Origin of the sequence: Pelagibius sp. Alg239-R121 (genome assembly GCF_947331435.1) — a bacterium.
In the GTDB taxonomy this organism is placed as follows: domain Bacteria; phylum Pseudomonadota; class Alphaproteobacteria; order Kiloniellales; family Kiloniellaceae; genus Denitrobaculum.
The window spans coordinates 356728-378305 of sequence record NZ_CAMZOF010000008.1 but is presented as its reverse complement, the minus strand read 5'-3'; the positions used below and the strand labels follow the sequence as shown (position 1 = coordinate 378305).

17 protein-coding genes are annotated in these 21578 nt (G+C 55.4%); 12 read left to right on the top strand and 5 right to left on the bottom strand.

Annotated elements, in window-relative coordinates; genetic code table 11:
* Positions 1–60: 60 nt before the first annotated feature.
* Positions 61–1524, bottom strand: coding sequence for a sodium:proton antiporter (locus tag QMZ18_RS25990; protein ID WP_282609292.1), 1464 nt, complete (start codon positions 1522–1524; stop codon positions 61–63).
* Between the two features lie 253 nt (positions 1525–1777).
* Here QMZ18_RS25990 and QMZ18_RS25985 point away from each other — a divergent pair, with 253 nt between their 5' ends.
* From QMZ18_RS25985 to QMZ18_RS25955, 7 genes are all read left to right on the top strand, one after another.
* On the top strand, positions 1778–3808 hold the full coding sequence (locus QMZ18_RS25985; protein ID WP_282609291.1) for an ATP-binding protein: 2031 nt from the start codon (positions 1778–1780) through the stop codon (positions 3806–3808).
* 2 nt (positions 3809–3810) lie between these two features.
* Complete coding sequence (locus QMZ18_RS25980) at positions 3811–5181, top strand: sigma-54 dependent transcriptional regulator (protein ID WP_282609290.1); 1371 nt, start codon at positions 3811–3813, stop codon at positions 5179–5181.
* Positions 5182–5484: 303 nt separating this feature from the next.
* A complete protein-coding gene (locus QMZ18_RS25975; protein ID WP_282609289.1) occupies positions 5485–6477 on the top strand; it encodes a TRAP transporter substrate-binding protein in 993 nt (330 codons plus the stop codon).
* Positions 6478–6610: 133 nt separating this feature from the next.
* The gene (locus QMZ18_RS25970; RefSeq protein ID WP_282609288.1) at positions 6611–7159 is read left to right on the top strand and encodes a TRAP transporter small permease; all 549 of its coding nucleotides are present in this window, start codon (positions 6611–6613) and stop codon (positions 7157–7159) included.
* Between the two features lie 21 nt (positions 7160–7180).
* Entirely contained in the window at positions 7181–8578 is a 1398-nt protein-coding gene (locus tag QMZ18_RS25965; protein ID WP_282609287.1) for a TRAP transporter large permease, read from the top strand.
* A gap of 106 nt (positions 8579–8684) precedes the next feature.
* Complete coding sequence (locus tag QMZ18_RS25960) at positions 8685–9068, top strand: RidA family protein (protein WP_282609286.1); 384 nt, start codon at positions 8685–8687, stop codon at positions 9066–9068.
* 22 nt (positions 9069–9090) lie between these two features.
* Positions 9091–10014 carry a polysaccharide deacetylase family protein gene (locus tag QMZ18_RS25955; protein WP_282609285.1) on the top strand — a complete coding sequence of 308 codons (924 nt, stop codon included), beginning with the start codon at positions 9091–9093 and terminating at the stop codon, positions 10012–10014.
* 19 nt (positions 10015–10033) lie between these two features.
* On the opposite strand, the gene QMZ18_RS25950 is transcribed toward QMZ18_RS25955, so the two are convergent.
* Positions 10034–10837, bottom strand: a complete 804-nt coding sequence (locus QMZ18_RS25950) for an alpha/beta hydrolase (RefSeq protein WP_282609284.1) — start codon at positions 10835–10837, stop codon at positions 10034–10036.
* A gap of 234 nt (positions 10838–11071) precedes the next feature.
* Between QMZ18_RS25950 and QMZ18_RS25945 the strand changes: the two genes are divergently transcribed.
* The 4 genes from QMZ18_RS25945 to fghA all read left to right on the top strand — a co-directional run bounded on the left by QMZ18_RS25945 (position 11072) and on the right by fghA (position 16752).
* Positions 11072–12040 carry a RimK family alpha-L-glutamate ligase gene (locus tag QMZ18_RS25945; RefSeq protein WP_282609283.1) on the top strand — a complete coding sequence of 323 codons (969 nt, stop codon included), beginning with the start codon at positions 11072–11074 and terminating at the stop codon, positions 12038–12040.
* A 540-nt stretch (positions 12041–12580) separates the two neighbouring features.
* A complete protein-coding gene (locus QMZ18_RS25940) occupies positions 12581–14518 on the top strand; it encodes a methyl-accepting chemotaxis protein (RefSeq protein WP_282609282.1) in 1938 nt (645 codons plus the stop codon).
* 231 nt (positions 14519–14749) lie between these two features.
* The gene (locus QMZ18_RS25935) at positions 14750–15859 is read left to right on the top strand and encodes an S-(hydroxymethyl)glutathione dehydrogenase/class III alcohol dehydrogenase (RefSeq protein WP_282609281.1); all 1110 of its coding nucleotides are present in this window, start codon (positions 14750–14752) and stop codon (positions 15857–15859) included.
* A gap of 44 nt (positions 15860–15903) precedes the next feature.
* The gene (fghA, locus tag QMZ18_RS25930) at positions 15904–16752 is read left to right on the top strand and encodes an S-formylglutathione hydrolase (RefSeq protein ID WP_282609280.1); all 849 of its coding nucleotides are present in this window, start codon (positions 15904–15906) and stop codon (positions 16750–16752) included.
* A gap of 43 nt (positions 16753–16795) precedes the next feature.
* Here fghA and QMZ18_RS25925 read toward each other — a convergent pair whose 3' ends face one another.
* From QMZ18_RS25925 to QMZ18_RS25915, 3 genes are all read right to left on the bottom strand, one after another.
* The gene (locus QMZ18_RS25925) at positions 16796–17251 is read right to left on the bottom strand and encodes a polymer-forming cytoskeletal protein (RefSeq protein WP_282609279.1); all 456 of its coding nucleotides are present in this window, start codon (positions 17249–17251) and stop codon (positions 16796–16798) included.
* Positions 17252–17395: 144 nt separating this feature from the next.
* Positions 17396–18709 carry a glutamine synthetase family protein gene (locus QMZ18_RS25920; RefSeq protein WP_282609278.1) on the bottom strand — a complete coding sequence of 438 codons (1314 nt, stop codon included), beginning with the start codon at positions 18707–18709 and terminating at the stop codon, positions 17396–17398.
* Positions 18710–18713: 4 nt separating this feature from the next.
* Positions 18714–19589 (bottom strand): MurR/RpiR family transcriptional regulator, encoded by an 876-nt coding sequence (locus tag QMZ18_RS25915; protein WP_282609277.1) that lies wholly within the window; start codon positions 19587–19589, stop codon positions 18714–18716.
* A gap of 165 nt (positions 19590–19754) precedes the next feature.
* On the opposite strand from QMZ18_RS25915, the gene QMZ18_RS25910 reads away from it, so the two are divergent.
* The gene (locus QMZ18_RS25910; RefSeq protein ID WP_282609276.1) at positions 19755–21569 is read left to right on the top strand and encodes a branched-chain amino acid ABC transporter ATP-binding protein/permease; all 1815 of its coding nucleotides are present in this window, start codon (positions 19755–19757) and stop codon (positions 21567–21569) included.
* The last annotated feature ends 9 nt before the right edge of the window (positions 21570–21578 follow it).

The following is a 21578-nucleotide window of genomic DNA, read 5'->3' as shown; positions in this document are numbered from 1 at the left end:
ACGAATTTCGAGACCAACACCGTCGTGAATTCAAGCCTGAATAGGTTCGTACTGCCTTATCTAAAAGAAAATGAAGGACACCAGCACGAAGATCGGCATCAGGAAGAGGCAAGACCAGCCCATATAACCGAAGAAACTTGGCATTGCGATGCCGCGCTCCTCGGCAATGGCGCGCACCATAAAGTTCGGCGCATTACCGATATAGGTGTTCGCCCCCATGAAGACGGCGCCGGCTGAGATTGCCAGCAGGGTATTCGAGTCCGCACCCATAAGATTGATGGGATCACCACCGGCCGTGTTGAAGAACACCAAATAAGTGGGTGCGTTATCCAGGAAGCTCGAAAGAATACCCGTCGCCCAGAAATACATGACGTTCACCGGTTCGCCCGCTTCGGTGCTCACCGACGAGACAATCGCGCCCATAGCGCCATCGGTCCCGGCCTTGAGCATTGCAATGGCGGGCACGATTGTCACGAAGATCGCTGCAAAAAGTTTGGCCACTTCAACAATTGGAAACCAGGAGAAACCGTTGGCCTCGCGGTTATCCTTGCTGGTTACCAGCAGCGACAGACCCGCGATCGCAAGCAGAAGAACATCACGTGAGATGTTCTGAAGTTCGACATCCACATGGAAAATCGTAAAGGAGATACCTGGCTTCCAGATGCCGCTCATCAGAACCGCAGCAACCACACCGCCGAGTAGCAAAATATTGATTTTACCATCCAGGCCAAGCTTCTCCTGCGGCGTGCCGTCGTCCACTTCCTCTTCGACGGGTGCCTCGCTCGCGGCCTCGCGCCGGTACAGGAAACTGTCCAGAATGAAAAACACGACCAGCAGGATCGACGAGACCAGCAGCATTGGCACGAGCATGTGCGTCGTTGGCCAAAAGAATTCGACGCCCTTCAGGAACCCCAGAAAAAGCGGCGGATCGCCCAGCGGAGTCAGCGAGCCACCGATGTTGGCAACCAGAAAGATAAAGAACACGACCACGTGAACTTTGTTCTTACGCCACTCATTGGCACGGAGAATCGGGCGGATCAGCAGCATCGCAGCCCCGGTCGTCCCCATCCAACTGGCAATGAGGGTACCGATCAACAGGATGACGGTATTGACGACGGGCGTCCCACGCAGCTTGCCTGTCACGCGGACACCGCCGGCAACGGTAAAGAGGGACAGCAAGAGAATGATGAAAGGCAGATATTCTAGGAATCCAACGTGAAGCAGTTCGAACAAAGCCAGCTCGTAACCCTTGATGGCTGTGAAGGGAATCAGAAACGCCAAAGCCCAAAAGGCAGAGATCTTTCCGAAGTGGCTATGCCAGAAGTGCGGCGCCACCAATGGAAAAATTGCGATTGAAAGCAGGATGCCGGCAAAGGGTGCGACCCAGATCAACCCAAGCGTTGCGCCTTCCAAATGTGGCGCACCTGCCCCTGCCGCCATGGCTGCAGTCGATCCAGCACACAGAATTGACAAACCCGCGATCAGAATACGCACAGGTGTCCCGGATAAAAATGAATTGGCCACGATTGTTTGTCCCCCCTGAATTCACCCCTGCTGTCCCCGCGGTAAGTCTATACGTCTCGGCGGAGCGCGAAAACCCTTGGGACACATGCTCATTTAGTCGGAAGCTTGCCGCCAAGCAAGACCGGGATCTAAGTTAATCCACTGGACGGCATGAACGACGGGTCATGTGCATGCCCATCACGGCCAGGATACATGGATTTTTAGGTGTTTCTGTTGGCTGGTATGAACGAAAAGGATGCCTCGCAAAGCACCGATGACAATACCTAAGCAACAAATTGGTAAGAGGGCGCAAACGCTCAACACTTTCCAGCGCCGTAATGTGCTGCTCGCCATTCTCGTTGTTGGATTTTGCCTTGTGATCTGGCAAACGGCGCAACTCAGCTACGACTTTTTCCTCCATCAAACACAGGCGCAAAGCCGTCAGAGTCTCAATCTTTATGCGCAGAATCTTCGCCGGTCACTTGAGCGGTATGAGTTTCTTCCATCACTTTACGCCAATCATGCAAGCGTGGCCGGATTGTTGGCGCACCCCGAAAGTCCGGAGTTTCTGGCTCAAAGCAATGCTCTTCTGGAGCGCTCCAATCGCCTGACTGGATCATCCAATAGTTACCTTCTCGACACCAAGGGTATTACTCTGGCAGCCAGTAACTGGGACCAGACCTCGAATTTTATCGGTCGAAATTTCAGCAGCGAACCTTACTTCAAGGCGGCAATGCAAGGACGGCTCGGTCGGTACTATGCAATAGGTAGCGGTTCGGATGAACGCGGATACTATTTTGCGTCTCCAGTACGCCGTGATGGCATCATTCGCGGTGTAGTCGTCGCCATTGTAGGTGTTGAAGCCATTGAAGACTCTTGGTGGACGACAGGTCGCAATGAACTCTTCGTGACCGACGACAACGGCATCATCTTTATATCAAGCCGTCCTGGCTGGCGATATCGGCGCGTGCCGGCCACTAAATCGAGCGATGCCGGCCAACAGATCAACGAAGCTGCGGCCGTAGCCGTTCAATCGGCGCGTTACAATCAGGCAGCCATTACCCCCTTTAATCTGGTTTATGGCCGGAACTTGAAGACGGGAGGCCGGGTCGTCCAAATCGCCCCCTTTGACGACACCGAGGCCGATTTCGACGCGCCTGAGCCAGATTCGGGGGCTCAGATGGTCCAAGTCGGTCCCACCACGGATAGTTTACCCAATTACCGCGGATCGAGGACCGAGAATTATCTGCTGCAGAACCTGCAGATGCGCGAGTTGGGTTGGACTCTTTACTTTCTGGCTGACATCAGCACGATCCCCCGTCAAACCGCAACAGTGACGATTCTTGTGGGTGTCGTACTGATTGCCCTCGCATTGGGTAGCGGTTTTTGGATTCAGCGCAGACGAAACCTCACCCAGCGGGCAGAACTGCAGCAGCAAAGCCGGGTGGCGCTGGAAGCTGCCTACGGCGAATTGGAAACCCGTGTTCACGATCGAACCCGGGATCTCGTGGAGAGCAACCGGATGCTCCAGGATCAGATCCAGGAGCGGCGGCGTGCAGAACAGGAGCTGCGGCAAACGCAGGATGAGCTGGTACAGGCGGAAAAACTCGCTGCCCTCGGGCATATATCGGCAGGTATTAGTCATGAGCTGAACCAGCCCCTGACTGCCATCCGGTCCTTCTCTGACAACGCACGTAAGCTTCTCGACCGGGAACGCTTTGAAGACGTGCATTCGAACCTCGGTCTAATCTCCGAATTGACCGGACGCATGGCGCAGTTGATGAAACAACTTCGGACCTTTGCCCGCAATGCACCGGCGCAAAAGTCCGTCATCTCTCTCCAATCTGTGCTCGATCGAACAATTGAAGTTTTGCAGTCGAGAATCGACGAAATGTCGGTGAAGCTCGAAATCGGAAATAACACGGATGTTCAGGTTTTCGCCGATGAACTGCGCCTGGAACAGGTATTGGGTAATATTCTGGGCAATGCTCTGGATGCGGTCACATCCTGCGAAAACCCTTTAATCACTATACAGGTTGAAGCAGTGGGCCAGGACGTCACTCTAATCGTCCGCGACAGCGGCCCAGGGATTCCAGCTCATCATATCAACGAGATATTTGATCCCTTTTTCACGACTAAGGATGTCGGTCAGGGTCTTGGTCTGGGCTTGTCGATCACCTACGGTATCGTTAAGGACTTCGGCGGAAGCATCCGCGCCTCCAACCACGTTGATGGCGGCGCGGTTTTCACGCTCTCCCTCCCCCGCTTTGATGAACAGCTGCAACAAGAACGGAAGGCCGTGTAGTCGTGTCTAAATCCGAAGACGATAATCCCGGTCCTATTCTCGTCATCGATGACGAACGCCATGTGCGCATGGCGACCAAACAGTCGATCGAGCTGGCCGGCTTTAAGGTCATCTGCATGGATTCAGCTGAAAGCGCATTGCGTGAACTCTCGCGCACCTGGACCGGGGCAGTCGTCAGCGATATCAAGATGCCCGGCATGGACGGCCTGTCGTTCCTGAAGCGCGCTCAGGGCATCGATCCGGATATCCCGATCGTTCTGGTGACAGGACATGGCGACATTCCCATGGCGGTCGGCGCCATGCGTGACGGCGCCTACGACTTCATCGAAAAACCCTATGACTCCGATTTGCTGGTCGATGTGGTCTCGCGGGCCTATGAAAAACGCCGGCTGGTTTTGGAGAACCGGGAACTACGGCAGGAACTGGACGCGCACAAAGGCCTTGCCTCCCGACTTATCGGCCGCTCCCCTGCCATGGTGCAACTGCGGCAGGCAGTCGACACGATCGCTCAGGTCTCGGCGGACGTGCTGATTCTGGGCGAGACCGGCACCGGAAAGGAACTGGTCGCGCGGTGCCTGCATGAATTCGGTGACCGCAGTTCCGGAAACTTCGTCGCAATCAACTGCAGCGCGGTTCCGGAAAACATAATCGAAAGCGAGCTCTTCGGTCATGAACCGGGCGCCTTCACCGGCGCGACCTCGCGGCGTATCGGCAAGTTCGAACATGCCAGCGGCGGCACTCTCTTCCTGGACGAAGTCGAGAGCATGCCACAGGATCTGCAGGTCAAGTTGTTGCGGGTGATTCAGGAGCGCTCGCTGGAACGGGTCGGATCCAACAAGACGCTGCCGCTGGATCTGCGCGTCATCGCCGCGACGAAAATAGATCTCCGGAAAGCGAGCACCGAGGGCATCTTTCGGGAGGACCTGTACTACCGCCTCAATGTCGTAAACTGTTCGATCCCGGCTTTACGGGAGCGGATTGAAGACATCCCGCTGCTGTTCCAGCATTTTGTCACTCAGTCAAGCCGCCGCTACCGCCGTTCGCCACCGGCCGGTTTTCAAGAGGTTTTCTCTACCCTGTTGGATCACAGCTGGCCGGGCAATGTCCGGGAACTTCAGAATGCCGCAGAGCGCTTTACGCTGGGTCTGGGGATTGGGCTTGAACCAGATGGACAGGTCGAATCGTATGTGAGCGTTGCACGCGTGCCCTTGTCGGAACAGATCGATGCCTTTGAAAGCAGTTTAATCCGGCGGGAACTGATCAAGCAGCGCGGCAATGTGACGGCGACCTACGAAGCGCTCGGCGTGCCTCGAAAAACGCTCTACGACAAAATGAAACGCCACGGCATCCGGCGAGACGATCTGATCGACTGACTCCAGATAAGCACAGGCCGGTGCGTCGTCACAACGCGGACTGTGCGGAAATCCGCACATATCATGTGATTGACTGTGTGGAAATCCGCACAGCGGCACAGCTGACACTCCGACGGATGTAAGGGAGCGACCGGCACCCCATCAGTGTTTCTCTCGTCCTATCAGGGTGTTACACTCCAACTCATGATCCGGATTAGCGATGGCCCTGTTTCTGGCACGGCGGTTGCTTAGAAGCGGACGGAGACGGCCATTTGTTTTGGATGGCTAAAAAACAAAATGCGAACCAGGGAAGGAATTAGATCCATGCGCAAATTTGTTGCGGCAATAGCCCTTGCCGGTGTCAGCCTGACGGCCTACGCCGCTGCTGCTGCCGACCCAATTGTCATCAAATTCAGCCACGTGACGGCGGAAAGCGGTCACCCGAAGGGCGAAGCTGCCAAGCTTTTCGCCGATACCGTGAACGAGCGGTTGGCGGGCAAGGTCGTTGTCGAGGTTTATCCTAACTCACAGCTATACAACGACAACAAGGTTTTGGAGGCAATGCTGCTCGGCGACGTGCAGATGGCGGCGCCTTCGCTTTCGAAATTTGAAAAGTACACCAAAAAATTCCGGGTCTTCGACCTGCCCTTCCTGTTTGACGACATCAACGCCGTCGATCGGTTCCAGGGCGGTGCAGCCGGTCAGGAACTGCTGAAAAGCATGGTCGACCGCGGTCTTCTGGGCCTCGGCTACTGGCACAACGGCATGAAACAGCTTTCCGCCAGCAAACCCCTGCAGGTTCCTGGCGACGCTTCGGGTCTGAAGTTCCGGATCCAGACCTCGGACGTCCTTGAGGCACAGTTCAAGGCGCTTGAAGCCAACCCGCAAAAGATGGCGTTCAAGGAAGTCTACGGTGCGCTGCAGACGGGTGTTGTTGATGGACAGGAAAACACCTGGTCGAACATCTACACCAAGAAGTTCTTCGAGGTTCAGGACGGCGTGACCGAAACCAACCACGGCATCATCGACTATCTGGTCGTGACCTCGGTTGAATTCTGGGAAGGCCTTCCCGATGATGTTCGCGGCGAGCTGGAAGCAGTCCTGGCTGAGGTGTCTTCCAAACGGAATGGCCTCTCGACCGAGATCAACGAAGGCAACAAGCAGAAGGTCATCGAGGCCGGCACCACGGTCCGCACGCTGTCCAACGACCAGCGTGAAGAATGGCGCAAAGCCATGGCACCGGTCTGGAAGCAGTTCGAGGGTGACATCGGCGCCGATCTGATCGAAGCCGCTCAAGCTTCGAACTCCGGAAGCTAACACCGGAGTTCGTTTTCGACGCCGGCCGGTGTGTCCGAAGTGATGTCTTCGGAGCGCCGGCCGGCCACTTCGGTCATGCTGTAAGTCGGCTCCGACGTCTTGACCGGGATAGCCTGCGTGGGGGAGCGCAGAAATGCTGAGTAAAATCATCAATCGCTTCGAGGAGTCGGTCATTGCCATACTCCTCGCGAGCATGGTTCTTGTCACCTTTTCGCAGGTCATTGCACGTTACGTCTTTAACTCTGGAGCAGTCTGGGCTCTGGAACTGACGACTTATCTTTTCGCCTGGCTCGTGCTGTTCGGCATGTCTTACGGCGTAAAAGTCGGCGCCCACCTCGGAGTCGATGCTTTCGTCAAGCTATTCTCGAAACGCGGACAGCGGATTTTTACGCTGATCGCTGCCGCCTGCTGCCTCGCATATGGCGTGATTCTTCTCATCGGTGCCTGGGAATACATCAGCAAGATGTACCGATTTGGGATCGAAGCGGAAGACTTGCCTATTCCGCGCTGGATTCCCTACTCCATGCTGCCAATCGGCCTGGTGTTGCTGATTCTGCGCTTTGCTGAAGCGACTTACCTGATCCTGATCGGGAAACGCGAGACACTGTCAGCCGGCCATGAAGCCGAAGACGCGGTGAAGGAGGTCCAGGAAGCGGCCCTCCATGACACTTCCAAGACCTGACGACAGCAAGGACCTCAGACCATGGAACCATTCGTTCTCTTCGGCCTTGTGCTGTTGCTGCTCTTGATCGGAACACCGATCGCAGTGTCGCTCGGGCTCTCCAGCCTCGTTATCATTCTATTCTTTTCGAACGACTCGCTTGCTTCCATCTCCTTGAAACTCTTCGAGGCTATGGAGCACTATACTCTGCTCGCAATACCCTTCTTCATTCTATCCTCGGCCTTCATGTCGACCGGCGGGGTTGCCAAGCGCATTATCCGGTTTGCCATCGCCTGCGTCGGCCATGTGCGCGGCGGCTTGGCCATTGCGTCCGTTTTCGCCTGCATGCTGTTCGCGGCGCTGTCCGGATCCTCACCGGCAACGGTGGTTGCGATTGGGTCCATCGTGATCGCAGGCATGCGGCAGGTTGGCTACACAAAGGAATTTGCCGCCGGTGTCATATGTAATGCCGGGACTTTGGGCATCCTTATCCCGCCTTCCATCGTGATGGTGGTCTATGCTGCTGCCACGGACGTGTCGGTGGGACGTATGTTCATGGCCGGTGTCATTCCGGGTATTCTTGCCGGCCTGATGCTCATGGGCGGCATTTACATTACCGCACGGATCAAAGGGCTGCCGGCGCAGCCCTGGGCCGGATTCTCGGAAATGTTCGAGGCTGCCGGTGACGCGTTCTGGGGTCTGCTGCTGATCATCATTATCCTGGGCGGAATTTACGGCGGTGTCTTCACCCCAACCGAAGCTGCGGCTGTGGCAGCGGTCTATGCCTTTGCCATAGCCCTCTTCGTCTATCGGGACATGGGGCCGCTGGTTGGTGTCGCCTGGCGCAAGGATGGTGAATCCCTTGCAGGCAGCGCGGCGCGAAACCTAGGGCAGATCGGCCTCAAGTTTGTCCCTGCACTGTTTCACCGCGATACCCAGCACACATTGGTCGAAGCCGGCAAAGTCACTTTGATGCTGATGTTCATCATCGCCAACGCCTTGCTCTTCGCCCATGTTCTGACCACTGAGCGCATACCTCAGGTCATGACCGAAGCAATCATCGGCGCGGGATTCGAACCTTGGACCTTCCTGATCATCGTGAACCTACTGCTGTTGGCAGGCGGTCAGTTCATGGAGCCGTCAGGCTTGCTGGTTATCGTGGCGCCTGTCGTCTTTCCGATCGCCATTCAACTTGGCATCGATCCGATCCATCTGGGTATCATCATGGTCGTCAACATGGAAATCGGTATGATCACGCCGCCGGTCGGGTTGAACCTCTTTGTGACCTCAGGCATTACCGGTATGCCGCTGATGCAGGTGGTCAAAGCGGCCATGCCGTGGCTCTCTATCCTGTTCGTGTTCCTCATCCTGGTCACCTACATACCCTGGATTTCAACCTTCCTGCCGAACCTGATGTTTGGGCCACAGCTCGTGAACTAAGGCGCGTTTCCAACATCGGTTTTATGCCTTCCCAGACGGTTGGTCCGCAACCGTCTGGGTTTTCTGTTTTCAGCCCAGATAGAGGCTGTATGCTGCCGGCATGAACATGAAAGCAATTATACCCCCCGATCTGCAGAGTTATTACGACGACTGGCACATGTCGCCGGGACTGCTCTGCAATGGCTTTGTCTTTTTTACCGGATTCACCGGCACGCGTGCGGATGGGACTCTTTCCAACGATCCAGCGGAACAGATCCGCGATGCCTTTGCCAAGGTCGAGAGCGTTCTCTTGTCCGGCGGCATGAGCTTCGAACACATCGTAGAGATGACAAGTTATCATGTCGGCCTGCGGGACCACTTGGACCTCTTCAAGTCGATACGTGATGAGTACATTCGGGAGCCTTATCCCGCCTGGACCGCTATTGAAGTTACTGGTTTTGTGCGAGAAGACGCGATCGTCGAGATCCGCGTCATCGCGCGCCAGCCATAGCTGGTTGCAGAAATTGAAAGCGATGAATGAACCTCATCAGCTTCCGACCCGTGATTTCATTGGTTACGGGGCGGACTCAAAGAAAATCGCCTGGCCCGACCAAGCCCGCATTGCCGTGAATTTTTGCATCAACTTCGAGGAAGGCGGCGAACGCTGCATCTTGAATGGCGATGACCGATCAGAGGAACGTCTGTCAGACGTCGCGGTGGAGTCCCGCATGGGCCGCAGGGACCTGAATATTGAATCCAGTTACGAATACGGATCGCGTGTCGGTTACTGGCGCCTGTTGAAAGCCTTTACGGACCGGGATCTCCCGGCCACCGTAAACCTTATCGGGCTTGCCGGCGAACGCCATCCGCAAGCTCTGCAGGCTATGATCGACGCAGGCTTCGACCTGCAACCGCATGGTTGGCGCTGGATCGATTTTGATGGGATGAGTGAAGCCGAAGAGCGGATCTGTATCTCCAAAAGTATCGAACAGGTCAAGGCACTGACCGGAGAAGCGCCACTTGGCTACTACGCAGGTCTGCCGTCTGCGAACACCAGACGTATCGTCGCAGAACTTGGGACTTTTCTGTACGATTCTGATGTTTACAACGACGACTTGCCATATTGGTCGCCAGATTTTCCCGGCCTGCTGCTGGTCCCCTATTCGCTCGATACCAACGATTCACGCTTTGGGCGCGGGGAACGCTCCTATCAAGTCGGCGAGGAGTTCGTGACCTACATCAAGGATAGCTTTGATATCCTCTACGACGAAGGTAAAACTCACCCGAAAATGATGACAATCGGCCTTCACGCTCGTCTTCTGGGACGGCCCGGACGCATCGGCGCTCTTTATAAAATTCTGGATTATATGGTCGGTCACGAAAAAGTCTGGATCTGTCGCCGCAATGATATCGCGCGTCACTGGGCGGAACATTATCCGAATAGGAACGCGAGTTAACCGACGCCTCCCAGCGTTCTTACTGCGCCGGCAGCGTCTGTCCGATAAAGCCGGTGACCCGGTCTCGTAGACCATAGCTGTAGAGGTCGTTGTGTCCGGCTTCTGGGACAAAAATACCCTCTTTCGGCGCCTGAATTGCCTCGAGAAGACGGCGGCCAAAACGCACGTCAGTTACCGCATCCCGCTCGCCATGAAGCACGAGAACCGGCGCGGTCAGTTGGTCGGCATGTGCCAGCGAGTTCCATTTGTCCAAAATCAGCCAGCGCGCGGGCAGATACCAATAGTGGGACTGCGCAACCTCAGCGACCGAGGTAAAGGGTGCTTCCAGCACGAGCGCGCCAACCTTGCGTTCCGCAGCCGTTTGGACTGCGACACCACTGCCCAGGGACTCGCCGTAGAGAACCGTCTTATCCGAAGGAATGCCCTCTTCCGCTAACCAGTCCAAAACACTGCCGGCATCTTCCAGCAGATCGTTTTGCGTGGGTGAACCCTCATTGCCGGCGTAACCACGGTAGCCAACGAAAAACACTCCGTAGCCCGCCTCTGTGAAAAAGAGGTACTTCGGCACACGATCGGCAAGTTGTCCTGCGTTGCCATGAAAAACCACAACGGTTGGCGCATCTTTCGCACGCGCCGGAACATACCAGTGTTTTTGAATGAGACCGTCTTTGGTTGTCAGCTCGACCTCGCGCAATCCGGGAACCCCAAACATTGCGATGTCAGGCAGGCTCGTGCCAGCAGGATAAAGAAGAGAACGCTGAAAGAGAAACATGGCCGCAAGAAGCAGCATATAGCCAAACAGTCCCAACCAAAGAAACGTCATAAATAGACCCCTGACAGTCCTTTCCGGCATCGTTTTGACCCTTCGGTCATCCTCGAGCTGCGCAGACAACCTCATGTCGTGACCCATTATTTAGCGATCAAATGAAAATGTTTCGATAACGAATTTGGAACAACTTTGTGATTTTCCTATTTTCCTTGTTTTTGTGCGTAAATTTTCTTATTTTACACATCAAGATGAAAGTGTGTTTTATTTTACAAATAAAATGTGGATTTTATGTCTAAGATCTTTGTGCTTCATGAAAACCCCTTGTGGGTGGAACCTCTTCGCACCGCCTTTGAGAAGCGAGGCGTCGATGCAGAAGAATGGATGCTTGATCAAGGCCGTGTCGTATTCGACCGCCCACCGCCTGAAGGCGTGTTTTACAATCGAATGAGCGCCTCTTCACATACACGCGGGCATCGCTTTGCGCCGGAACTCACCCACGCCATCCTCAACTGGCTGACCCTGCATGGCCGACGAGTCATCAATGGTCCCCGCGCACTTTATCTGGAGGTCAGCAAGGTTGCACAATATGCGGCGCTCGAACGGGCAGGAATCAGAACGCCGCGCACCCAGGTCGCCGTCGGCCGCGAGGCAGTCGTAGAAGCAGCAGAGGACTTTGCCCCAGCTCCGTTTATCCTGAAACCGAACCGTGGCGGCAAAGGTCTTGGCGTTCGCCTGTTCTCAACGCCAGAGGAAGCGGCACATTACCTATCTTCTGCGGAAGCCGAACCAGAATCGCCGATTGATGGAATTTGGCTGGTTCAGGATTACATCCAGACGCCGGAAGCTTTTATCACCCGCTGTGAATTCATCGGCGGGCGATTTCACTATGCCGTTCGCGTTAAAACCGGCGGAAGTTTCGAACTCTGCCCTGCAGATGTTTGCGCTCTCGACGATAAATCCGCTTCGGATGCCCCTGCTGTCACTTTCGAGATTGTGGAAGACGTCGACCCCGAGCTCATAGCGGCTTACGAAAAGTTCCTCCTGACCAACGACGTTGAGGTCGCGGGAATTGAGTTCATCCGTGACGCCAAAGGACGGGCTTTCACGTACGACGTAAATACCAACACCAACTATAACGCCGACGCCGAGCGCAAAGCCGAGATTGCGGAAACCGGCATGGAAGCGATCGCGCGCTACTTGCACGACGAACTGCAGCTTCTGTCGAACGTACAGAATCACGTGGCAGCAGCCGAGTAACCGGCAAAAAAAGTCGACGCCAAGCGAAATATCGGTCCTTAATCAAACCCTGTACTCACTGGACCAGCTGCGCCCGCTAACCTGGTCCAGTTTTTTTGTCAGCACAGGGCCAGATTTCACTACAGGCACCATTCTTCAAAGCAAATACTCGCCTTGAGTTGGAGAAGAAATCGCCAGCTCATCACAGGGCATGGATGTCAAAATCCTGGCACTTTCCTTGATCGTAAGGAACAACCTCCACTCAAACGGACATTTGATACCTGCTGCAGGTTGTTGTCGCGACATTGAGTCCCCTGCGGCCAGGAGCAAACCTTCTCGCACGGCGTTTTGTTAAAGCAATATTTACAACTAAGAAGCATCATTTTCATGTTTTTTGCTGCAGGCCGGGGGTCAAAGCGACGTCACGGACGATTGGTGTGTCCGGAACTGTGAGAAATCGGCTTTTACGTGTCCTGACTTCGGTGGGCCTGAATCCGGTTAACGGCATGGCGAAGTGGTCGTGTTATTCGACCAACGAACAAAGACGGATAGGAGTGCAGGATGTTTCAGAAATCGATTTCACTTCGAATTGCATCGACTATCACGCTCCTACTGATCGTCGGTATGGCTGGGTTGTTGTTGGTCCAGAGCCATCTCTCTCACTCATTTTTTTCCGGCGAGTTTTCCAAAAACTACCAAGATAAAACGCTGTTGCTCTCCGCTCAGATGGAAGGCGGCATTAAATGGAAAAAATCCGCCAAGATCGACGCGGTCTATAGTGAACAGACCAATCCCGAGGAAAATTCGCATCTCGCAAACGTTTTGGTAACTGATTCAGAGCAAACCGAGTTGTCTTCGTTTACGTCGGAAATTTACGAAAGCATTGACCTTGCTTCGCTTCTAGCGACCCATAAAGCCACGTTGACAGATAAGTCCCACCTGACCTTGGACAGCGCACATCACATCATCACAATGACGCCAGTCATCGACGCGAAAAAAGGAAGCCTTCTTGGTTATGTCGCGATGGCATGGAGCAAGCAGGAAGCTCTGGATTCAATGGCTTCCATGAGAAACACCTCTCTAATCGCGTCAGTCGTCATAACCCTGCTTATCGTTGTTTCTCTCGTATTTCTCCTCAAGTGGCAGGCAGTTACCCCCATCACCAACATAAAGGAGGTGATGTCAAAGCTTGCCGACGGAAAGTTGGATACAGATGTGCCTTACGCGCAGAAAGCCGATGAGATCGGCCAGATGGCGCAGGCTCTGTTGGTGTTCAAAGAGAACGCTGGCGAGATCGATCATATGAAAGCGGAAGAAGACCGTCGCAAGGCGGAGCAGGATGAAAAGTTGAAGTCCGAGCTGTTGGGAATTGCGGATGCACTCGATAAGGAAGTCAAGGCGGCAGTATCCGATACCAACGAGCAAGCCGAAAGTATGAAGACTGGCACCTTGGAGATGAACTCTGTAATCGGCCGTTTGAGCGACCGGACATCTGTCGTTGCCCAGGGCGCAGACCGGGCCAGTGGCTCAATCCAGACGGTTGCTTCTGCAACCGAAGAACTGTCGGCATCAATCAGCGAGATCACGCGGCAGGTGAGCCAAGCTTCAAACATCGCTCAAGGAGCCTCTGAAGAGGCGGAACGGACGGATCAGACCGTCGGTGGTTTGGCCGACGCAGCGCAGAAGATTGGCGACGTCATCAACATGATCCAGGATATCGCCGAGCAAACGAACCTTCTGGCGCTAAATGCCACTATCGAGGCGGCCCGTGCCGGCGAGATGGGTAAGGGCTTTGCCGTGGTCGCGGCCGAGGTCAAAAACCTGGCCAGTCAGACGGCCAAGGCAACCGAAGAAATCAGCACTCAGATCGGTGCGATTCGAAGCGAGACCGAAGGTGCCGTGGGGGCAATTCGTTCGATCAGTGGAACCATCAAGCAAATCAACGAGATTTCCGAGAGCATCGCCGCAGCAGTTGGACAGCAGAGCTCGGCAACTCAGGAGATCAGCGAAAGTGTTCAGAATACGGTCCAGCACATGACCGAGGTCTCGTCACAAGTAGCCGACGTTGCGGGCGAAACTGAAGAAGTCAAGCAGCACTCGAGCAACGTCATGGAGACCGCGGAACAGACGTCAGTCAATATCGGCTGTTTGGATGAGCGTATGGGCGAAGTGTTGCGCGAACTTCGCGAATCTGCGGTGGGCAACCGACGCGGTGATGAGCGGGTTACGGGCTCCTGGACGGGCCATGTTGTCGTCGCCGGAAACAGGTCGGATTGCAAATTCAGCAACATATCGCTGGGTGGTGCGTTGCTCGAAGGACTGAATGGCGTCGACACTGAGGAAAACCTTACGCTTTTCATCGATGGACTGAGCGAAGGCATCTCCGCGACCGTCGTAACCCTGTCGTCGCAGGGCACGCACGTGAAATTCCAGGTGGAAGACAATCTGCGTGAAAAGATGAGCGCATTCCTCAATTTGGGCGAATCTCGAGCTGCCTAAACCTTCACGCTCTTTCATGCTCCGGTTGGTGTCTATGGAACACAAGCCGGAGTATCGGATGAACCGCAGCTCAAAAGATCTAAAATCGCACCGGCAAACATCCCGATCACGGGCCGATCCGGCTTATTAGACAAAGGGATAAGACGTTTTTGTTGCCCAATGGTTGCGCGGCGCTCCGCGAACAAAGTATACCCATACGAACAACAATAGCTTTGCATGGGGAGAAGTCGCATGGACGTGCGCGCCGCCGTCGCCCTTCAGGCCGGAAAACCACTCTCGATAGAGACTGTTCAACTCGATGGTCCCCGACAGGGAGAAGTCCTTGTCGAAGTGAAGGCGACAGGCCTTTGCCATACGGATGCGTTCACCCTATCCGGTGCTGATCCTGAAGGCATTTTCCCAACCATTCTGGGGCACGAAGGCGCGGGCATCGTCGTCGACGTCGGTCCAGGTGTCACGTCGCTGAAAAAGGGCGACCATGTGATTCCGCTCTACACGCCTGAATGCCGTGAATGCGAATACTGCCTGAACCCAAAGACCAATCTTTGCCAGGCAATTCGTGAAACCCAAGGCAAGGGTTTGATGCCGGATGGCACCAGTCGTTTCTCACTGAACGGTGAACCTATGTACCATTACATGGGGTGTTCGACCTTCGCCAACTACACGGTGCTGCCGGAAATCGCGCTTGCGAAAATCCGTGAAGACGCGCCTTTCGACAAAGTTTGCTATATCGGTTGCGGTGTCACCACCGGCGTCGGCGCGGTTATCAACACGGCCAAGGTTGAACCAGGCGCGAACGTTGTGGTCTTCGGCCTCGGCGGGATCGGCCTAAATGTCCTGCAAGGCGCGCGCATGGTCGGTGCCAACAAGATCATCGGCGTCGATCTGAATAACGATCGTAAGGCAATGGGCGAAAAGTTCGGCATGACCCACTTCGTCAATCCGAACGAAGTCGAAGGCGATCTGGTGCCTTATCTGGTCGATCTGACCGATGGCGGCGCCGACTACAGCTTCGAATGTATCGGTAATGTCAATGTCATGCGTCAGGCGCTTGAATGCTGCCACAAGGGTTGGGGTGTTTCGGTCATCATCGGCGTCGCAGGCGCCGGACAGGAAATCGCGACCCGGCCCTTCCAACTGGTCACCGGCAGGTCCTGGCGGGGAACCGCATTCGGCGGCGCGCGGGGCCGGACCGATGTCCCACAGATCGTCGACTGGTACATGGATGGTAAAATCAATATCGACGACCTGATCACACACACCATGCCATTGGAAGATATCAATAAGGGCTTTGACCTGATGCACGCCGGTGAGTCGATCCGAGGCGTTGTCGTCTATTAAACCGGCAACGGACTAAAAATCAGGGACTCGAGTTAGGAAACGTCATGACCGACTTCACGGTTCGGAGCGAACAGGTTTGCTTCGGCGGCACCCAAGGATTCTACAGCCATGAGTCGGCCGCCTGCGGCGGGACCATGAATTTCTCTCTCTATCAGCCGCCTCAAGCTCGCGACGGCGAAAAGCTGCCGATGGTGACCTTTCTTTCGGGTCTGACCTGCACGGATGAGAACTTCACTACCAAGGCCGGCGCCCAACGGGTTGCAGCTGAACTCGGTATCATGGTTCTGGCACCCGATACTTCGCCCCGTGGTGCGGGTTATGCGGGTGAAGATGATAGCTACGACTTTGGCACTGGCGCGGGCTTCTATGTCGATGCCACACAGGCGCCCTGGTCCGATCGTTACAGGATGTACAGCTACATCACCGAGGAATTGCCGGCACTGATTGCCGAACACTTCCCGGCTGATATGTCGCGCCAGGGCATTATGGGGCATTCCATGGGCGGCCACGGCGCTATGACGATCCATCTGAAGAACCCGCAGACCTACAAGTCGGTCTCGGCCTTCTCGCCGATCTGTGCACCGATGCAGTGTCCCTGGGGTGAAAAGGCTCTATCCGGCTATCTCGGGGACGATAGAGAAACCTGGCGTTCTTACGATTCCACGGAACTCGTGAAATCTGCGATCTCCAGTGCAAGGATTTTAATCGACCAAGGTGCTGAAGACGGTTTTCTGGCAGAGCAGCTGTTGCCGCAGGTTTTCGTCGAAGCTTGCGAACAAGCCGGTCAGGCCGTCGAACTGCGCATGCAACCGGGCTACGACCACAGCTACTACTTCATCGCCAGTTTCATGGAAGATCATCTGCGGCACCACGCAACGGCGCTGCTGGGATAGGTTTTGATCAGGCGCATCCGCTCTAGAGACGTCGCGTGATGTCTCAGGCCTGGTCCCGTTCCTTTTGATATTTCGCGTTTTTTAGAATGTCGGCATCGCCTGCGATCTGACCCCCCTCTTCAATGGTCAGTTTGGCATAGCGGATCTTGCCGGACACCCGGCCGGTCGGTTTGACGGTCAGGTGTTCAAGGACGTTGAGATTGCCCTCAAACTTGCCTGCGACAACCGCGGTTTCAATCTCGGCATTGCCCACGAACATGCCATCCTTGCGAATCTTCAATGTCTTTGCCTTCAGGCCGGAAGATTCGATCTTCCCGTCGACGTGCAGCACCTCACAGGCACTCACCTCCGCTTTCAATTGGATTCCGGCACCAACCACCAACGTCCCTGCCAAGGCCTCTGGCGAACGTTCCTGTGCGGCTGAGACGACACTAGGTGCGCGGGCACCGGGAATACCGGCAAGACGGGCGGGCAAGGAAGGGTTGGTCTGCTGTACCATTGAAGCCTCTGAGAACTGGAGTCGGAGTCGTGCGTAATCGCTGTGTTCCGGCGAATCTACGCAGGCGATTTCGGCATGACATGGGACAAAAATCGGGCAAAATGATGTCATTGTTGGCCGATCGCCCACTATTTTTATCGGCTGCTAATAGGTTTCTTCGTAAGCAGCGCAGATCTCGGCTTCGGTTTTCCCCTCCAGGAATGCGATCTCCCCCTTTTTGTGGCGAAGATACACGTCGACAAAATCATCCGGGAACCATTCTGTCACGATTGGATCGGACCCGAAGTTCTCCAATGCCGCTTCAAGTGTTTGCGGTAATCTCAGGTAGCCGCGCGACGTAAGTTCCTCGGTCGACAGCAAGGAAAGATCTTCTTCGGTAGCCGCCGGACAATCGAGCCCTTCATCAATCCCCTGGGTTCCCGCATGGACAATCGCAGCAAGCGCGAGGTAAGGGCTGGCAGCCGAATCGGCGGCACGGAACTCAAAGTTGAACTGATCCCGCTTCGCAATATCGCTCACGTCAGAGGTCGGGCAGATCCGAACGGAGGCTTCGCGGTCCCGGAACCCAAGATTGTTGTAAGCGGCACTCCAACGATGAGGCGTGAGGCGTGTATAGGACACCACACTTGGTGCTGTAATCGCCAATATCCTGTCCAGGTACTTGAGCACGCCGGCGATGAACTGTCCGGCGACACGGTTCAGCCCGTGCGTACCATTGGGATCGTAGGTTGCTGCATTACCTTCAGCGTCGCGGAAGCTCATGTGAATATGAACGCCGTTGCCGACTCCTGCCGGATCGCGCAGAGGCGTAAAACTCGCCCGCTGATCCAAATGCTCTGCGGTTATGTAAACAAGCTCCCTGAGAATCGCCGCCTGATCTGCAATTGTCACACCCTGTGACGGGCTCACCGTTACCTCGTACTGATCGACGCCATATTCCTTCATGAAGGTATCGGGTTCCAAACCCGCCCTACGCAGCAATGCGGTCAGGGTTTCGCCCATCTCTCTCTGATCCCGGAAGCCAGCGGCGGTATAAGCCCTGCCATGAGGGGCACTTACTCCCTTGAGATGGAATTCGTGCTCAAAGGCACCAAGCAGCTGCAAGCCGGTCTTGGCTTCGAAGCGCGCCAGGGCCGCCTTGAGAATTGAACGGGTACAGCACTGCCAGGCTTCGCCACTGGTCTGCAGAATGTCACCAAAGACAAAACGTTCAGCGGGCTTTTCGTCTTCAAACTCCGCCGTAACCAGCGTTGCCGGGTCAGGAATGAGAACCAGATCGCCGAGCGCACCGAAAGGGCTGTCGGCAATTGCATCAAAACAGGTGATCTGGACATTTGTGGGTGTCCAGCCGATACCGCGCTGCAGCCGCTTATCGAGATCCTGTTCGGAAAAGGCTTTTCCCCGTACTTTTCCAGCTATATCGCTGGTACAGGCCAGCACCAGAGCTTCACGTATCACCTCGTTACCCCTTCCCGTCCGGTTCTTCCTGGCTGTTCGAGGGCACCGCCAAACGTGCACCATCCCACTGACCTATGCGTTTGCGCGTCGCGTCCCAATCCTGTTCCGACACCTTAACAATAATCGCTTCGACAAGTGTCATGGCACTGACATGACTGTCCCAGGCCGTTCCATTTTCCGTCGACACCGCCAGCACATGGGCCGCATGGCGCGATGCCGGCGTCCACCATCTATCAGTTACAGTCACGATCTGTGCCTGGCGTTTTTCCGCAACGATCCGGGCCAATTCCGTCAGGCTGGTCTGATAGCGCCGAAAATCAAAAATCACGAAGACGTCCTGCTTGCGCATCCGCAGCACATAGTCCGGCCAGATTTCCGGGTTGGATGGCAGGTGATAAATACGTCCGCGAATTTGGCGCAGATGCATTGACAGCAGGGTTGCCAGACTGTCGCTCATCCGGCCGCCGATCAGAAAGATGTTGCGCGACGGATCGCCGATCATGCTGCAGACTGCATCGAATTGCGGCTGCGAGATACCTGCAGCCATATCCTGCATCATGGTCGTGATTCGGTCCGCGTAGTCGGCCAGGAACCGTCCCTCCTGCGCCGGGTTTTCTGTAAGCTTGAGATCCACCGGCGAACGATGACTTTCTTTCAGTTCTCCGATCAGCCGGCGCTGGAACTCCTGATATCCGTTACAGCCGAGTTTTGAGACGAAACGCGTAATGGAGGGCGCACTAACGCTAGTCAGTTTGGCGAGTTCCTGAATGGTTTGCAGACCGGCGAAAGGATAGTCGGCGAGCACAACGCTCGCGACCTTGCGTTCGCTCGACGTCAAGTTTGCGCCTAATTCCTCGATTTTATCGCGCAGAAAAGCCAAACCTGCACTCCAACTCTCGTGTTAAGGAGCATCATTGCCAATGAAAAAATTTTGTCAATAAAGAATATTTTCGTTGACTTAGAGCAATTTTTTCATTGCAGTTGACGTAAGGTGCCTCGAGAAAATTAGCTTCGCGCCTGCCAGTTTGGGGGATTTGATTAGGGTATGCTGCCTCGAAGGTTTTTGACCTTTTCCCTGCTCGTGCCGACCTTACTTGTGTTCGCCACCGCAGCCTTGGCAAGTACCGCCGGTGGCGGCGTCGAGCGGATGATGATTGTCTTCTTCATCAGCCTGACCGCAGTTGCGGGTATGGGACTCTACAGCGGAAATTCCGGTATCCTGAGTTTCGGCCATTTGTCTTTCATGGGATTGGCGGCCTACGCCTCGGCCGTTCTCACCCTCCCCCTGCAGATGAAGAAGCTGACTCTGCCCAACCTCCCCGCCTTCCTCGCCGACGCGCATTTCGACTTCTTGCCCGCAATGATCCTCGCTGTCTTGTTTGCGATGGCAGTTGCGCTATTGACCGGTCTGATTATTTCCCGGCTCGAAGGTTCGGCGGCAACCATTGCCACCCTGGCACTATTGATCATCGTCCATGGCGTAATCATCGGTGCGCGCGACATCACCCGCGGCAGCCAGTCCTTTTTCGGTGTGCCGCGCGAAACCGGAATCTGGGTAGCCGCAACAGTGTGCATAATTGCCCTGGTGGTGACCCGCCTATTTCGGGATTCTGTGCCAGGCTTGCGCCTGCGGGCATCGCGCGAAGATCCCATTGCTGCAGGGGCAAGCGGCATCGGCATCAAGCGAGAGCGTTTGCTCGCCTGGGTCCTAAGCGCTGGTCTTGTGGCACTGGCCGGCGTCGCCTTGGGGCACTTTCTGGGCGCTTTTTCTCCCAAGAAATTCTATTTCGTCGACACCTTTGCCTTGCTGGCAATGTTGATTGTTGGTGGTATGACGACGATGACCGGCGCTGTTGTCGGCGCGGTCACCATCACAGTAGTCACCGAAGTGTTACGGCGGCTTGAGGGGGGCGTACAGTTACTCGGCATCCAGTTGCCGGAAGTCTTCGGCCTAACCCAGATTGGCATCGGGCTGATCATTCTGCTTGTTATGTTCAAACAGCGGGAAGGACTTGCAGGCATCGATGAATGGGATGAACGGATTCTCCCCCGTTTGCTCAAGTTCAACTCCAACGCGGGGCAGATAAACACCTCTGTGCTTGAACCCACGCGCTCAGCAGGAACTCTGAAGGCCGACAGCCTCACCAAACGGTTCTCCGGACTGGTCGCCGTGGACCAGGTGTCGGTTTCACTGAGGCCTGGTGAAATCCTCGGGCTGATCGGCCCTAACGGATCCGGCAAGACCACTCTCTTGAACATGATTTCTGGCGTCCTTCCGGTCTCTTCCGGCGGTGTCCGCTTGGGCGAAAAGATCATTAGCGGTCTTCCCGTACACCGTTTCTCTGGTCTGGGTATCGCACGCACCTTTCAAAACATCCGCCTTTTCGAGCGATTGAGCGTACGGCAGAACGTGTTGGCGGCGGCTTTAAGCAACTGGCCGCGGGAACCGGTTTCACAGGCGCAGGCGCGCGCCACGGCGGCACTTGACTGGATGGAGCTGACCGACAAGGCGCAATTGAAGGCGGATACCCTGTCCTACGGCGATCAGCGACGGGTCGAGATCGCCCGCGCCCTCGCACTCGGTCCCAACTACCTCTTTTTAGATGAACCGGCGGCTGGCATGAACCGTGAGGAAACCGACGCCCTCATGCAGATCCTGAGGCGCCTGCGTGATGAACTTGGACTGGGCATTCTGATCGTCGACCACGACCTGCCACTCATCGTCAGTCTCTGCGACCGGGTAACCGTTTTGAACGAAGGACAACTCATTGCCGAAGGCACACCGGAGGAGGTTCAATCCGATCCGGCTGTCATTACGGCGTATCTTGGCCGAAAGCATCGCGAAGAGAATGTGGCCTGAATAGACGCA

Coding starts and splice junctions, on each gene's coding strand:
- QMZ18_RS25985 (WP_282609291.1), top strand. CDS start 1,778: ATGACAATACCTAAGCAACAAATTGGTAAGAGGGCGCAAACGCTCAAC.
- QMZ18_RS25975 (WP_282609289.1), top strand. CDS start 5,485: ATGCGCAAATTTGTTGCGGCAATAGCCCTTGCCGGTGTCAGCCTGACG.
- QMZ18_RS25970 (WP_282609288.1), top strand. CDS start 6,611: ATGCTGAGTAAAATCATCAATCGCTTCGAGGAGTCGGTCATTGCCATA.
- QMZ18_RS25965 (WP_282609287.1), top strand. CDS start 7,181: ATGGAACCATTCGTTCTCTTCGGCCTTGTGCTGTTGCTGCTCTTGATC.
- QMZ18_RS25960 (WP_282609286.1), top strand. CDS start 8,685: ATGAAAGCAATTATACCCCCCGATCTGCAGAGTTATTACGACGACTGG.
- QMZ18_RS25955 (WP_282609285.1), top strand. CDS start 9,091: ATGAATGAACCTCATCAGCTTCCGACCCGTGATTTCATTGGTTACGGG.
- QMZ18_RS25950 (WP_282609284.1), bottom strand. CDS start 10,837: ATGACGTTTCTTTGGTTGGGACTGTTTGGCTATATGCTGCTTCTTGCG.
- QMZ18_RS25945 (WP_282609283.1), top strand. CDS start 11,072: ATGTCTAAGATCTTTGTGCTTCATGAAAACCCCTTGTGGGTGGAACCT.
- QMZ18_RS25940 (WP_282609282.1), top strand. CDS start 12,581: ATGTTTCAGAAATCGATTTCACTTCGAATTGCATCGACTATCACGCTC.
- QMZ18_RS25935 (WP_282609281.1), top strand. CDS start 14,750: ATGGACGTGCGCGCCGCCGTCGCCCTTCAGGCCGGAAAACCACTCTCG.
- fghA (WP_282609280.1), top strand. CDS start 15,904: ATGACCGACTTCACGGTTCGGAGCGAACAGGTTTGCTTCGGCGGCACC.
- QMZ18_RS25925 (WP_282609279.1), bottom strand. CDS start 17,251: ATGGTACAGCAGACCAACCCTTCCTTGCCCGCCCGTCTTGCCGGTATT.
- QMZ18_RS25910 (WP_282609276.1), top strand. CDS start 19,755: ATGCTGCCTCGAAGGTTTTTGACCTTTTCCCTGCTCGTGCCGACCTTA.